Here is a 12,394-nt window from a genome sequence, read left to right as displayed (position 1 = left end):
CTGGTCTCGCTATGGCGTTCAAGTTGATGATGTCAGCCCAGACCAAATGGCGGAAGCTCGACGGCGCAAACCGCATGCCCGAGATCATCGAAGGGATTGCATTTAAGGACGGGATCAAACAACTTAATCAAGCCGCCTGATCACGCCGTCACCAACTTTTGAGCATAGCTCCTGAAGATGCGACAGCTCGGCAACACTGGACGGAACGATATCTTCTTCCCAAACATCATAAAGATCGTTTGAATAACTGATCTTGCGTCCCTTCAGAGTATTGTTGCAAACCTGAAAGCTGACGTTTTGCCCTTTCAGCGAAGAGACCGCCGTCTGTAGTGTATCGTCTTCCTTTGCACTCATCAGCACGCCCAGACCATTGCCATGTAAGACGACTTTGATGTCCATATTTTCAGCGCCAACCGCGTTGATGTGGTTCTGAATGTTGCGCATGGCGCCCTTGTATGTCTTTGACTCCGGGCCGCCGTCATAGTTGATGTGATAGACACCTTTCTGCTTGCCATACCGTTCCGAAGCGTCAGCGGTCATGACCCCTGAAAGGGCAAAGACTGTAGCGAATAGAAGCGTTAGAAATGCCTTGAACATGATGTCCTCCCTAGGCTGTGAACCTTCAGCCTAGCCGCGATCTCAGGATATTCAAAACATTCAAATATGAGCTTGGCGCAGGCAGGACCGATATGACCTCAAGTCGCCAATACTACTTCAGCTGACTGTCCTTTGAGCCGCGCCTGTTGATCCCGCCTCGTGCCTTGAACTGCTTATCGCGCTCTGCCACGCAATTAACACAGAGTTTTACGCCGGGAATCGCCTGCCGCCGCGCCTCTGGGATCGGCTCGTCGCATTCCGCACAATGGGTTAGGCTTTCGCCTACAGGTGTGCGCCGCGCTTTCAGCCGCGCCAACTCGTCATTGATTGACGCCTCGATCTGCTCTGAAACCGCTCCGTCTTTTGCCCATCCACCGGCCATCACATCGTCTCCCAAAAAAGAAACCCTGCCCAATGATGTGGGCAGGGTCTGTCTTTCGTCAAGGAAATGGGATCAGGCGGTGGCCATCATGCCCTTTTCCTTTGCCAGCTCGCGCATGCGCTTTTGCAGTTTCTCGAATGCCCGCACCTCAATCTGGCGGATCCGTTCACGGCTGACATCGTACTTTGTGCTCAGGTCTTCAAGCGTGATTGTCTCATCGCTCAATCTGCGCTGTGTCAGGATGTCCTTTTCCCGGTCATTCAGCACGTCCAGCGCCTCGGCCAGCATCTCACGACGGGTTTCCAGCTCATCCCGCTCGGCATAATCGGCGGCCTGATCTGCGTCCTCATCCTCAAGCCAGTCTTGCCATTGCATGGCACCCTCGCCATCAGAACCGACCTGCGCATTCAATGAAGCATCCCCACCAGACATACGCCGGTTCATCGAGATCACCTCGGCCTCGGTCACGCCAAGGTCGGTTGCGATACGTTTAACGTTCTCGGGGCGCAAATCGCCTTCTTCCAACGCGCCGATCTTGTTCTTGGCTTTGCGCAGATTGAAGAACAGCTTTTTCTGACCGGATGTTGTGCCCAGTTTCACCAAGGACCACGACCGCAGTATATACTCCTGAATCGATGCCCGGATCCACCACATGGCATAGGTGGCCAGACGGAACCCCTTTTCCGGGTCAAACCGCTTTACGGCCTGCATCAGGCCCACGTTGGCTTCCGAAATCACTTCGGCCTGTGGCAAACCATAACCACGATACCCCATGGCGATCTTTGCCGCCAAACGCAGGTGCGATGTTACCATCTTGTGCGCAGCTTCGGTGTCTTCCTGTTCAACCCAACGCTTGGCGAGCATGTATTCCTCTTCAGGCTCAAGGAGCGGAAATTTTCGGATCTCCTGCATATAGCGGTTAAGACCACCTTCCGGCGTAGGCGCCGGCAAATTTGCATAGTTGGCCATATTGTCCCCTTTCCTCATATGCGGAGCCTTATGTTTAAAGGCTTAACATGGATATGGTTGCGATAACGGTCGATTTCAAGGCGTGCCTTGTGCGTTTTGTTAATATTGGCACAAGATGTGTAAACAGGAAGTTACATTACTGTGCTGTCACGCGGATGTGCTGTTGATTTCAGACCGCCAGACGCACGGCATCCAGCAAATCCGCCATATCTTGTGGCAAAGGCGCTTCAAAACGCACTATTTCACCGGTCACAGGATGATCAAAGCCCAGAACGGCCGCGTGGAGCGCCTGTCGCGGAAAATCGCGTACGGCATCTGTCGCCAGCTCCGGCAGCGCATTCTTTGGCAGCTTACGTTTGCCGCCATAGGTAGGATCGCCAACCAGTCCATGCCCCGCATGGGCCATATGCACCCTGATCTGATGTGTGCGCCCGGTCTCAAGCCAGCATTCCATCAGCGCAAGAACCGGCGGCGTGCCAAAGCTTTCCACGGTGCGCGCGCGGGTCACCGCATGTTTGCCGCCCTGAAACAACACTGCCTGACGTTGCCGGTCTGTCTTGTGCCGGGCCAGCTGTGTTGTGATCTTCAGGATATTTCCCGGTTCAAAAGACGCGCCCTTGACCCCTCGAAGACGCGGGTCGTTCGCATCCGGCACACCGTAGACCAGCGCCTTGTAGTAGCGTTCAACTGTATGTTTCTCAAACTGTGCTGCCAGCCCATGATGCGCTGCATCTGATTTCGCAACGACCAGCAAGCCACTGGTTTCCTTGTCAATACGGTGCACGATGCCCGGCCGTTTCATCCCACCCACGCCGGACAGGTTATCGCCGCAATGCGCCATCAGCGCATTGACCAACGTCCCTGAGGGTGTACCGGGTGCCGGATGCACAACCATCCCCGCAGGTTTATTGACGACGATCAGGTCGTCATCTTCGAACACGATCTCCAGCGGGATATCCTCGGGCAGGATATGGCTTTCCTCTGCCTCCTCCACGCCGATCTCTACCACTTGGCCCTCGGTCACCTTTGCGCGCGGATCACGGGCAACCGCACCGTCGATCTTGACCGCCCCCTGCTCAATCAGCTTACCCAGCCGTGTGCGCGACAGGTTTGCATCCTCTGGCACATCCCGCGCGAGCGCCTTATCAAGGCGGGGCGGCGGGCTTTCCCCGAAAACGAATGAAATACGGCGGTGGACTGACATGGAAGATCCGATTGAGCCTGCAAACCTGCGGTTTCTGCGGCGGTTGGTGACGGTACTGACCGTGGTGATGATTTGCGGGGTTCTAGTGGTGATTGGCCTGCTTGTCACGCGCCTGAACCGCGACGCCCCTTCGCTGCCCGACATGATCACTTTGCCACAAGGTGCAACGGCCGTCGCCTTCACGCAGGGGCCCGACTGGTATGCCGTCGTCACATCGCAAGATACTATACTGATCTTTGACCGCCTCACGGGCGCGTTACGCCAGACGGTCACCGTGGAATAACCCCTCACGTTGAGGAGTGCGGGCAACTGCGCTCGTCACCCGGCTCGCGGACAAGCGTAAGCCTCTCCGATCCCTGCGCATTGAATATCAGCGAAGTTGAGGGGGTGGTACCACCTCCTGGTCTCGAACCAGGGACCTCTTGATCCACAATCAAGCGCTCTAACCAACTGAGCTAAGGCGGCACTAGGGCGGATTTAGCCGCCACGCCAAAAGATTGCAAGACCCAAGAGACAGATCAAATGGCAGGGATCAGCCTCGGCTAAGAACTGCAAGGCTGACCCCCAAAAGTGCCAGTGCAAGACCCACAAGAAAGACAAAGCCAATGGGTTCGCGCAGCAACCCAGCCCCAACAACAGCGGCAGTGACGGGCGACAGCCCCATCAAAACGGTTGCCTCTCCTGCATCGGTGTTCTTGAGCGCCGTCAGCCACAAGAGATAGCCGGCACCGCTGGCCAGACCGATAAATCCGATCAATCCCCAACTCTGAACAGACAATTTGGTCAGTTCAGCAACGGGGTTCTCGATCAAAACACCGGGAATCAGTGCTGCGGTTGCCGCTACCATGGCGAGCGTGCCGATCTGCAACGTTGGATATCTTTGCAGGTAGGGACGGTAGAACACCGAACACAAGGCCCCGACACAAGCAGACGCAAAAATCAGACCCGCCCCTGAGATGCTGCTGGGCAGATCACTGGCCCCCAGACAAAGGGTAACACCGGCGAACGACATTAAAGCCCCAAGGCTACGCAATACTGTCAGCTGTTCCCGACCAAGAGAGGCCGCAAACAGGATCGTAACCAGAGGGAATGTCGCGAAGATGACGCCGCCCTGCGAGGCGGAAACGCTTTGCAATCCGAGGTTCAGCAAGGCGATCAAGACCGCAAACTGGCCAACACCAAGGGCCAGTATCGGAAGCAGATCAGCACACGCAATGGGCGGACGTTTCATTCTCAGAAAGAATGGCAACAGGATGGTGACGCCGATTCCGTATCTCAACATGGCAAGGGTCATCGGACTGACCTCTTCGGCCAGCGCACGCGTTGCGACCAGCGCCAGACCAACCTGTATCCCCGTCGCAGCGGCTGCCGCCTGTCCGGAAATCGGCTCAAAGGCCGATTTCCCAATGTTGCTCAACAAGCGACTGACCAAACGAAACCACGGGCTCAGATGACGTGAGTGTCCAGCCTGTTTTGGCATAAAGAGCCCCTGCAGCCCGGTGGGATTCATGGGTCCAGAGTTTCATCCGCCGGTATCCCTGCGCCCGCGCAAAGTCCACGCAGGTTGCCAGCAGCCGCCGCCCCAGCCCCTTGCCACGCGCGCCTTTAGTCAAAAGAAACAAGCGCAGCTTGGCGGTTTCCCCATCCAGTTTCACACAGAAAATACACCCCAGCCGCTGATCTCCGTCCCAGGCGATCCATCCCGCCTCGCGGCTTGAGTCATGGTCGGCGATGAAATCATCAATTATTTGCGCCACGAGGACGCCAAATGTCTCATCAAACCCTTCCGCCCGCGCGTAGTGGTCCCGGTGCTGTGCCACCAGCCAATCCCGATCAGTGGCGGTAAATCTGCGAATCTCGACCCCATCCATCGTCTGAGCATGCGCTTCGCCCCGCTTGCCTTTCAAGGCCCGTCAGGCTAGCGATAGCTCCGATCAGACGGGAGGCACCCATGGGCATCAACGACGAGCGTGACATCGAAGCGAACCTGCAAATCGGTCCCACCGATGCGGGGATGGTCCGGCTTTATATTGAAGGGGATGGCATCGAGATCCCAATGGATTTTACGCCGGAAGAAGCCTATGAAATCGCAGAGGAAATCACCGCTGCGGCCAATCGCGTTGCCGGTGCGCAGAAAAACAAGAAACGCTAATCCCACTCTGGCAACATGTCCGGATCACGCAGCAGGTGCAGGCGCCGGGCGGCGTGAACGGCGAATTTCTGCACCATCGCCTTGCGTCGTGCGGGGGCAAGCTTGCTCTCGGGCCCCATGCGGATGATTTCTCCGCCATAGCCATCGGCGATGATCAGCCCGGTCTCATCCGGCAGCAATTCAGTTGGAAAATCCTGATCCACTGCCCAGAAAAAACGGTCCGCCCATTCCAGATAGCCCTGCCATTTTGCGTCAGAGGTGAAATCTGCGCGTGAGGATTTGCATTCAACCACCCAGATCTCTCCCTTTGGCCCCAGCGCCATCACATCAACGCGCAAACCCCGCGTCGGCAGCAGTTCTTCGACACAGGCAAAACCGTGACTGACCAGATGTCGTGCCACACCGCGTGCCAAAAGCTGACCCGGTTGCAGGGGTGAGACCGAAGGGTGCAGATCAATTTGTGCCATACCCGATTAATGAACATTTCGTGAACATGACGCAAGTCCGTTGCCGCAGAATGGTATTTCAATGCCTCGCTCCTATCTTGAACAGCGGTGAGCGAAAAAGGGGGCGTCAATGTCCAAGGAAATTACGAACGCCCATGGGGTGCGTTATGCGCAGGAGCTGGAAGGCCATCTGGGCTGGCTGGACACCTTTACGGGCACAGCGCTTGGCGTGCTCGCTACAGCCTCAGGTATCTACACATATCTTGGCGTGTCCTCGCTTCTTGATAGCAACGGCGCGATGTCTGCCTTTGCCGCGATTGCCTATTCCGTTGCGGTTTCAGTCGGCATTTTTGTGTTCTGGTCCTATATGTTACGCCTTTTCCCTGCCGTGCGCAGTGCGCGGGCGCGGGTTGGCCTGCTGGGGGCAATGGGGCTTGGATCGCTTGCAATCATCGCGATGTCGAGTTGGCTGAACGCGGCCGCGCTTGCCGGGTCTGCCGCCGTCGAACAGCATCTGGCGCGCACCGTGCAAGACTATCAATCGTCGCTGGAACGTGCGCATGAAATCGCCATCTCTGCCCAAGGGCTGGAGCGCGATGTATCGCGTGTGCGGCAGAGTTTTGAAGATCTGAGCGAACAGGAGGCCACGGGGGGGCTGTCAGGCCTTGCAGGCAGAGGTGCTGTTTTTCGAGTGCTTCGGCAGAAATCAGCCGAACTTGCTAGCCTTGAAACGCAGATAGCCAGCCAGACACCGCTGGTCGAACAGGCTTTCGCTGAGGGCAACCAGATCCTGAGCAGGATACGTGCTCTGACCGTTGAGCAGGGTCCGGTAGAAGCGCGCTCTGTCGAATTTTCCGAAGCCTCTGTCCGTCTTGCCGGTCTGATCACCCAATTGCGTCAGCTTTCCGTGGCGCCATTGGTAGAACGCGCAGCCCAAGACCTTGCGGCATCAGTCGTGCTGCCCGAGCTGGACGCTAGTACGGCTGAAGATCGAGGGGCCCAGACCGCGACGATCACCTCCGTGCTGGAGAGGTGCTCGCCCAGCGCGCGGCCACGCTGGAGCGTGCCGCGCAGGCTGTCTTGGCTATGCCCCCGCCCACCGAGACCACTTACACACCCATCTCAAGTGCTGACGCGGTCATCCTTTATGCGCGGAATTTCGTCCCGTCTTGGGCCGGAGCAATCGCGATTGATCTTTTGCCGGCAGTGCTGGTCTTCATTCTTGCGATCACCCAGTCTGCCATTCGGTCAGGCCGTGACGACGCCAGCCTCGCAGATACGCTCACGCTAGCGGAGTTACGCGCCGCCGCCGCCGCGCTGCGGGATGTGGATTTCATTATGAAAGACGACACTCCCGAACAGACGCCTGCGCCTAAGGAAACAGCCGCGCAGGTCACATCGCTGAAATCCTCATGACAGATACGAGCACCCAGTCCCGCAATCCAATCAGACGTGTCCTGACAAGCGTGCTGTTCTTCCAGCTTGGTCTTGCGGGATTGCTGTTCTGGGGCGATTTGCGAAACGGGCTTCGTCTGCCGGGCTTCGGGCCCAGCGCCCCGGCGTTGACCGAGCCTATCCGCCCCGGTGACCAAACCCGGCGTTACCGCCCTGACCGCGCACCGGCGCCCGGCCAGCCTATGCCCACGTCTCCCCTGCCCGACCGGCTGGTCCTGACCATGATCGAAGCCGGTGCATCCGCGCTTTTGGAAGGTAGTATCGCTGCGGGTGACGGGGACCGGATGGCAAAAGAATTGGATGCTTTGCCACAACAACCTCGGCGCATCATCCTCAACTCACCGGGTGGCTCTGTTCAGGAGGCGCTGGCATTGGGGCGCTTTCTGCGTGCCGAAGGGTTCAACACTGCCCTGCGCGATGGTGACATTTGCTATTCCGCCTGCCCCTACCTACTGGCATCCGGCGTAGCGCGCGACATCCCGGATGGGGGCTCTGTCGGGGTGCATCAGCATTATTTTGGCGAGAGCACCCTTCTCCCCGCATTTGTCGCGGTTGAAGACATTCAGCGCGGTCAGGGTGAAGTGATGGGCTATCTCGATGAAATGGGGATCGACCCACTGGTCATGCGTCACGCGCTGGTGACACCGCCTGACGAAATCTACATTCTGGTTCCAGAAGAGCTGCGCAGCTACAAATTTACCACCAACCCCGCAGAGAGTTGACCAACGGCCCTTGTCCAAAGCCACAGTGCGCTCTACCTACAACCTTGTGACGGGTACTGCCCTGTTCGTGAGACGTTACATTCCAGTGGCCTTAAGCAAATCCGAGGGAGCTGGCTCTGTCCGGGCCCTGGTCCGGTTACCTGGCGCCCACCTGTATATACAGGTCCTCGGGAATAAAAAACTGACCGGCAGGTGTGGTCCCGTCACGCAAGACCACTGTTCCAGCCAAATTTCTTTTGATGAACCCGCTTAAAACGGACCCTTCTCCGCCTGCGCTGTCTGTGGTGCCGGGATCAAGGTTTCGGGCGTACCGCCACGGGGTCTATCTTCATCCTGATCGTCCTCGGCCATCAGCATGATCGCGACACCGTTTTGAACACCAGCAAAGACGATACCGTTCAATACCCAGAACACGACCAAGGCCATGATACCGATGTCAGAGGTGCTGATCAGGTGCCACAGGTTGGCCACGTTGAAAAACATCAGCGCCCCGATAAAGACTGCAGAGACAGCGAACCCGATGATGCAATGCTTGATGTAGAACCTAATGATTACTGGCATATCGCGCCCTCCTACAAGTCAATCATAGCACGGCACCTGCCCGGGGCAAATCAGTCAGAATGCCTCAGGTCGCGCTTCGCGTGCCATGTGATCAAGCACGGCATTCACGAACTTGGGTTCCTTGCCATCGGGAAAGAAAGCGCGCGCAACATCTACGTATTCAGTGATGACAACCTTTGGTGGCGTCTGGCTATCGCGCAACTCTGCCCCGGCTGCACGGAAAAGCGCCCGCAGGGTTGGGTCAATACGCGCAATCGGCCACTTGGCAACCAGTGCGCGGTCGGTCAACTGATCAATCGGAGCCTGATAGTTCACTGCATCTTCAAGGACGCGCGCGAACAGGGTTACGTCACCATCCAGCATTTCCTCGCCCTCATAGGTCTCACCGAAACGGTGCTCCAGAAACTCCCGCCGGACTACGTCCACGGTTTGGGACGAATGCTCCATCTGAAACAAGGCCTGCACCGCGTAAAGCCGGGCCGCCGATTTCATCTTGCGTTTCTGGTTGCCTGAAAGGGCGCTTGTCATGCTGTTGTATTTCCGTCCGTATCGCCCGCCATCAGCGTGTCTTCGCCGCGCGGCTTGAAGCCAATGCCTTTGCTGGCCGAGGCCCACTTACGGGCGAGCGCGATCAGATGCAAGGCCGCAGCCGCAGCCCCGCCTCCCTTGTTCTGGCCCTCAGGATCAGCCCGCACTTCGGCCTGTTTCTTGTTCTCAACCGTCAAAATGCCGTTGCCGATGCACAGACCTGACAGGCCCAGCATTGATAGTGCGCGCGAACTATCATTGCAGACTGTCTCGTAATGCGTTGTCTCACCCCGGATCACACAGCCCAGCGCGACATAGCCGTCAAAATTGCTGCGCCGGTCCGATATTCCGATGGCCGTCGGAATCTCCAGCGCGCCGGGCATTTCCACCACTTCGTAGGTCGCGCCTGCCGCCTCAAGCTCAGCCTTGGCGCCGGTCAGCAGACCTTCGGCGATTTCACTGTAATAGGGCGAGACCACGATCAGCACTTTGACAGGTTTGTCGAACGTCGGGCGCGGCAGGACGGTGTGTTCTTCGGCTGAGGCCATGTTATTCCCCTTGGGTGATTGGACGGGTGCCCACGATTTCAATGTGATAGGCATCCAGACCCAAATAGCGTGTTTCCGGATTGTCTGTCAGCAGGATCAGCTTGGTCAGCCCAAGCGTTGCAAGGATTTGAGAGCCAAGCCCGGTGTTCTTGACCGTGCGTGGCCCTTCGTCTTCTTCACCCTCCAGCCGCAGGCGTGGAAAAGGGTCGCGAAAGAGAAGAACCGCCCCGCGCCCTTCGTCGGCGATGATCTGCATCGCACGCGGCAATTCATCCGCCTGAGACGGCCCAAGCCCCAAAACATCTTCAAGAGCATTAATCGCGTGGGTCCGCACCAGAACCGGTGCGTCAGACGTGATGTCCCCCTTGGTCAGAACCACATGGTCTGTTCCAGTGATCTGATCACTGAATATCCGCATCTGCCAGTCACCGCCGTAGGCAGAGGTAACGTTGCGGCTGTCGCGCTCTACCAAAAGATTGTCGTGCTTGTGACGGTAGGCAATCAGATCGCTGATCGTTCCGATCTTGAGCCCGTGCTTGGCGCCGAACGCTACCAGATCCGGCAGACGTGCCATGGTGCCGTCGTCATTCATGATCTCGCAAATCACTCCCGAGGGATGCAGCCCTGCCAAACGGCTGATATCGACTGCAGCCTCCGTATGGCCGGCGCGCACCAACACACCGCCATCACGGGCCCGCAGCGGAAAGACGTGGCCCGGTGTCGCGATATCCGCCGCACCGGCCTGCTCGGAAATCGCAACGGCTACCGTCAGCGCACGGTCCGCGGCCGAGATACCGGTGCTGACGCCCTCGCGCGCCTCAATGCTGACGGTGAATGCCGTCTCGTGCCGGGATGAATTGTTTACCGCCATCATTGGCAGACCCAGTTCCCCCACCCGCTCTGCGGTCATAGGCAGACAGATCAGGCCACGCCCGTAAGTAGCCATGAAATTGATCGCTTCGGAATCGGCAAACTGCGCCGGTATCACCAGATCGCCTTCGTTCTCGCGGTCTTCGTGATCGACCAGAATGAACATCCGGCCCTGCCGCGCGTCATCAATAATATCTTCGATCGGAGAGATGGCGCTTGCCAGCTCTTCCTCGACCGGCCCCGGTGTTTCGTAGTTCATCAGCTTCCCCGTTGTGGCTGCGCCTCATGTAGCCCAGCCTTGCGCCTTTGACCAGCGGTGGCCGGGGTGTCGATCTTACGGCGTCAAGTGCATCCTGCATCTCATGTTTGACGGTCGACAGCTTGCAATGGGGCATGCAGCGCCAGTGCTTCCAGACCCGATGAGGTATCCGTGTCTGTCGCAATTCGATGCATGACAGAGTAGATCGCAGGTTTCAGGTTTGGCGATCCCTGAGAGGGTGAATTGGCGCATTTTCCGGGTCAGCAGAGGCTCTTTCAACTGACTTGGGCATACCACTGGTCACGATCATCGTGGCCTTTCAGCCCGCAAAGTACCGCGTGGCGTCAAGATATCCCGCTGCACGTGCGGCCGTCGTCCAGTCCCGTTCGAACGCCGTATCACCGATGATCAGAACCTGATCGCGGGTCAGGCGACGTTCGTTGATGAAGTTGCCCAGATGCGCGCGCATTTCGCCCCAACTGTCGGTGAATTTGGGGGCTAGTTGGACCGCATCCAATACCGGGTTCGCGATGCGGATCATGTCCGCGCTGAGCGGACGGTGAACCAAAGCAAGCTTCTGTTCGCCTTCAACAGCACGCACGACATCGCCGCGTTCAAGCGGAATGTATGGGGATGCAGCACGCACCACGCGCAAGGCATTCGATGAAAACAAAAGGCCCATGATATCGCGGCCCGAAGCTTTGCGGACAGCTGCATATGGCGGGTAATCCAGACCAAGCTGATGCGCCCGCGCAACATGCATTTTGACGACCATCAACGGCATCGCCTTTGGCATCGCCTCTGCACGGGCTTTTTGCCATTGGAAAGTGCGCCATTTCTGGCCCCGCTCCATTGTTGGGCCCTGATTGTGACCTATCCCCGGGATCATGACACGCACCAGGGGGCGGCGCCTCTGGCGGCTGCCTCTGCGGCTACACGCTCGCTAAATCGCTCCCCACTTGCTGCCCCAATGTGACGCCAGCCGTGTCCGTCTTCGGGATCTCTTCGACAGATCACATACCCAAAACTGCCATCCTTATGAGAAAGAATATCGACACAGCGCAGTCCGTCGGGATCTTCCCACGAGGCCAGAACGACGGGTTTCACGACATCTCTCCGAGCCGCGCGACATAACGCGCCAGTGTATCAATCTCGAGGTTGATCAAATCGCCGACCTTCGTATCGCCCCAGGTCGTCACCTCTTTTGTGTGAGGGATGAAGTTGATGCCGAAATCGCAGCCATCGACTTCATTGACTGTCAGCGAGGTCCCGTTCAGCGCAACGGACCCTTTTGGCGCAATAAATCGCGCCAGGTCTTTCGGTGCCCGCAGGGTCACACGTGTACTGTCCCCCTCATCCGCCATCGCCACGACCTCTGCAACGCCGTCCACATGGCCTGATACGATATGTCCGCCCAATTCATCACCGACCTTGAGCGCACGTTCGAGGTTGAGACGTTTACCAACCTTCCAAGACGACAGGTTTGTCTTGTCGACGGTTTCAGCACTGATCTGGACCTCGTACCAATCCGGACCCAAGCCAACCACCGTCAGGCAAACCCCGTCGCTCGCAATAGACGCGCCCATATCGATCCGGGATGTGTCATATCTTGTCTTGATCCGCGCCCGCAGATCGCCTTCCTGCTCCAGCGCAGTGACTTCGCCAACGTCCGTAATAATGCCGGTAAACATGCGCGCAGGC

General features: G+C 57.7%; 16 protein-coding genes, 1 tRNA gene, 1 other RNA gene and 2 pseudogenes. 6 read left to right on the top strand and 14 right to left on the bottom strand.

Going from position 1 to position 12,394, the window contains the following annotated elements; all coding sequences use genetic code 11:
- Window positions 1-140: pseudogene (locus GV827_RS20205) on the top strand (IS256 family transposase); the annotation flags it as partial.
- Here the strand turns inward: GV827_RS20205 and GV827_RS20200 are convergent.
- From GV827_RS20200 to GV827_RS20185, 4 genes are all read right to left on the bottom strand, one after another.
- Window positions 124-597 (bottom strand): DsrE family protein, encoded by a 474-nt coding sequence (locus GV827_RS20200; RefSeq protein ID WP_164355621.1) that lies wholly within the window; start codon window positions 595-597, stop codon window positions 124-126. The pseudogene GV827_RS20205 and the gene GV827_RS20200 sit on opposite strands and share 17 nt — an antisense overlap.
- Window positions 598-709: 112 nt before the next feature.
- Window positions 710-979, bottom strand: coding sequence for a DksA/TraR family C4-type zinc finger protein (locus GV827_RS20195; protein WP_164355620.1), 270 nt, complete (start codon window positions 977-979; stop codon window positions 710-712).
- 72 nt (window positions 980-1,051) lie between these two features.
- Window positions 1,052-1,948, bottom strand: a complete 897-nt coding sequence (gene rpoH, locus GV827_RS20190) for an RNA polymerase sigma factor RpoH (RefSeq protein WP_164355619.1) — start codon at window positions 1,946-1,948, stop codon at window positions 1,052-1,054.
- 169 nt (window positions 1,949-2,117) lie between these two features.
- Window positions 2,118-3,152, bottom strand: coding sequence for an RluA family pseudouridine synthase (locus tag GV827_RS20185; RefSeq protein ID WP_164355618.1), 1,035 nt, complete (start codon window positions 3,150-3,152; stop codon window positions 2,118-2,120).
- Between GV827_RS20185 and GV827_RS20180 the strand changes: the two genes are divergently transcribed.
- Complete coding sequence (locus tag GV827_RS20180) at window positions 3,151-3,435, top strand: DUF6476 family protein (RefSeq protein WP_164355617.1); 285 nt, start codon at window positions 3,151-3,153, stop codon at window positions 3,433-3,435. The genes GV827_RS20185 and GV827_RS20180 overlap by 2 nt on opposite strands.
- Window positions 3,436-3,540: 105 nt before the next feature.
- Here GV827_RS20180 and GV827_RS20175 read toward each other — a convergent pair.
- The 3 genes from GV827_RS20175 to GV827_RS20165 form a co-directional block, all read right to left on the bottom strand.
- A tRNA-His gene (locus GV827_RS20175) sits at window positions 3,541-3,617 on the bottom strand.
- Window positions 3,618-3,684: 67 nt separating this feature from the next.
- Entirely contained in the window at window positions 3,685-4,572 is an 888-nt protein-coding gene (locus GV827_RS20170; RefSeq protein WP_204325999.1) for a DMT family transporter, read from the bottom strand.
- Window positions 4,541-5,023 carry a GNAT family N-acetyltransferase gene (locus GV827_RS20165; protein WP_164355615.1) on the bottom strand — a complete coding sequence of 161 codons (483 nt, stop codon included), beginning with the start codon at window positions 5,021-5,023 and terminating at the stop codon, window positions 4,541-4,543. Before GV827_RS20165 ends, GV827_RS20170 begins: the two co-directional genes overlap by 32 nt.
- 80 nt (window positions 5,024-5,103) lie before the next feature.
- On the opposite strand from GV827_RS20165, the gene GV827_RS20160 reads away from it, so the two are divergent.
- A complete protein-coding gene (locus GV827_RS20160; RefSeq protein WP_164355614.1) occupies window positions 5,104-5,304 on the top strand; it encodes a DUF6324 family protein in 201 nt (66 codons plus the stop codon).
- Here GV827_RS20160 and GV827_RS20155 read toward each other — a convergent pair.
- On the bottom strand, window positions 5,301-5,771 hold the full coding sequence (locus tag GV827_RS20155; RefSeq protein WP_164355613.1) for an MmcB family DNA repair protein: 471 nt from the start codon (window positions 5,769-5,771) through the stop codon (window positions 5,301-5,303). The genes GV827_RS20160 and GV827_RS20155 overlap by 4 nt on opposite strands.
- A 109-nt stretch (window positions 5,772-5,880) precedes the next feature.
- On the opposite strand from GV827_RS20155, the pseudogene GV827_RS20150 reads away from it, so the two are divergent.
- From GV827_RS20150 to ssrS, 3 genes and pseudogenes are all read left to right on the top strand, one after another.
- Window positions 5,881-7,166, top strand: a pseudogene (locus GV827_RS20150) (hypothetical protein).
- The gene (locus tag GV827_RS20145; protein WP_164355612.1) at window positions 7,163-7,927 is read left to right on the top strand and encodes a COG3904 family protein; all 765 of its coding nucleotides are present in this window, start codon (window positions 7,163-7,165) and stop codon (window positions 7,925-7,927) included. Before GV827_RS20150 ends, GV827_RS20145 begins: the two are co-directional and overlap by 4 nt.
- A 50-nt stretch (window positions 7,928-7,977) precedes the next feature.
- A non-coding RNA gene (gene ssrS, locus GV827_RS20140) (6S RNA) lies at window positions 7,978-8,132 on the top strand.
- A 44-nt stretch (window positions 8,133-8,176) separates the two neighbouring features.
- On the opposite strand, the gene GV827_RS20135 is transcribed toward ssrS, so the two are convergent.
- The 6 genes from GV827_RS20135 to GV827_RS20110 all read right to left on the bottom strand — a co-directional run bounded on the left by GV827_RS20135 (window position 8,177) and on the right by GV827_RS20110 (window position 12,384).
- The gene (locus tag GV827_RS20135) at window positions 8,177-8,488 is read right to left on the bottom strand and encodes a hypothetical protein (protein WP_164355611.1); all 312 of its coding nucleotides are present in this window, start codon (window positions 8,486-8,488) and stop codon (window positions 8,177-8,179) included.
- 54 nt (window positions 8,489-8,542) lie between these two features.
- Entirely contained in the window at window positions 8,543-9,016 is a 474-nt protein-coding gene (gene nusB, locus GV827_RS20130) for a transcription antitermination factor NusB (RefSeq protein WP_164355610.1), read from the bottom strand.
- Window positions 9,013-9,564: a 6,7-dimethyl-8-ribityllumazine synthase gene (locus GV827_RS20125; protein WP_164355609.1), complete on the bottom strand. Its 552-nt coding sequence runs from the start codon at window positions 9,562-9,564 to the stop codon at window positions 9,013-9,015. Before GV827_RS20125 ends, nusB begins: the two co-directional genes overlap by 4 nt.
- Before the next feature lies 1 nt (window position 9,565).
- Window positions 9,566-10,693 carry a 3,4-dihydroxy-2-butanone-4-phosphate synthase gene (gene ribB, locus GV827_RS20120; RefSeq protein WP_164355608.1) on the bottom strand — a complete coding sequence of 376 codons (1,128 nt, stop codon included), beginning with the start codon at window positions 10,691-10,693 and terminating at the stop codon, window positions 9,566-9,568.
- 319 nt (window positions 10,694-11,012) lie between these two features.
- Complete coding sequence (locus GV827_RS20115; protein WP_164355607.1) at window positions 11,013-11,582, bottom strand: hypothetical protein; 570 nt, start codon at window positions 11,580-11,582, stop codon at window positions 11,013-11,015.
- Between the two features lie 214 nt (window positions 11,583-11,796).
- Window positions 11,797-12,384, bottom strand: coding sequence for a riboflavin synthase (locus GV827_RS20110; RefSeq protein WP_164355606.1), 588 nt, complete (start codon window positions 12,382-12,384; stop codon window positions 11,797-11,799).
- Window positions 12,385-12,394 lie beyond the last annotated feature (10 nt).

The organism is Sulfitobacter sediminilitoris (assembly GCF_010667575.1).
GTDB classification, from domain to species: domain Bacteria; phylum Pseudomonadota; class Alphaproteobacteria; order Rhodobacterales; family Rhodobacteraceae; genus Sulfitobacter; species Sulfitobacter sediminilitoris.
The sequence above is the reverse complement of the archived record's forward strand: the minus strand, read 5'-3'. Positions and strand labels throughout refer to the sequence as shown.

Coding starts and splice junctions, on each gene's coding strand:
- GV827_RS20110 (WP_164355606.1), bottom strand. CDS start 12,384: ATGTTTACCGGCATTATTACGGACGTTGGCGAAGTCACTGCGCTGGAG.
- GV827_RS20155 (WP_164355613.1), bottom strand. CDS start 5,771: ATGGCACAAATTGATCTGCACCCTTCGGTCTCACCCCTGCAACCGGGT.
- GV827_RS20200 (WP_164355621.1), bottom strand. CDS start 597: ATGTTCAAGGCATTTCTAACGCTTCTATTCGCTACAGTCTTTGCCCTT.
- ribB (WP_164355608.1), bottom strand. CDS start 10,693: ATGAACTACGAAACACCGGGGCCGGTCGAGGAAGAGCTGGCAAGCGCC.
- GV827_RS20180 (WP_164355617.1), top strand. CDS start 3,151: ATGGAAGATCCGATTGAGCCTGCAAACCTGCGGTTTCTGCGGCGGTTG.
- GV827_RS20160 (WP_164355614.1), top strand. CDS start 5,104: ATGGGCATCAACGACGAGCGTGACATCGAAGCGAACCTGCAAATCGGT.
- GV827_RS20115 (WP_164355607.1), bottom strand. CDS start 11,582: ATGATCCCGGGGATAGGTCACAATCAGGGCCCAACAATGGAGCGGGGC.
- GV827_RS20145 (WP_164355612.1), top strand. CDS start 7,163: ATGACAGATACGAGCACCCAGTCCCGCAATCCAATCAGACGTGTCCTG.
- GV827_RS20195 (WP_164355620.1), bottom strand. CDS start 979: ATGGCCGGTGGATGGGCAAAAGACGGAGCGGTTTCAGAGCAGATCGAG.
- GV827_RS20165 (WP_164355615.1), bottom strand. CDS start 5,023: ATGGATGGGGTCGAGATTCGCAGATTTACCGCCACTGATCGGGATTGG.
- GV827_RS20185 (WP_164355618.1), bottom strand. CDS start 3,152: ATGTCAGTCCACCGCCGTATTTCATTCGTTTTCGGGGAAAGCCCGCCG.
- rpoH (WP_164355619.1), bottom strand. CDS start 1,948: ATGGCCAACTATGCAAATTTGCCGGCGCCTACGCCGGAAGGTGGTCTT.
- nusB (WP_164355610.1), bottom strand. CDS start 9,016: ATGACAAGCGCCCTTTCAGGCAACCAGAAACGCAAGATGAAATCGGCG.
- GV827_RS20135 (WP_164355611.1), bottom strand. CDS start 8,488: ATGCCAGTAATCATTAGGTTCTACATCAAGCATTGCATCATCGGGTTC.
- GV827_RS20125 (WP_164355609.1), bottom strand. CDS start 9,564: ATGGCCTCAGCCGAAGAACACACCGTCCTGCCGCGCCCGACGTTCGAC.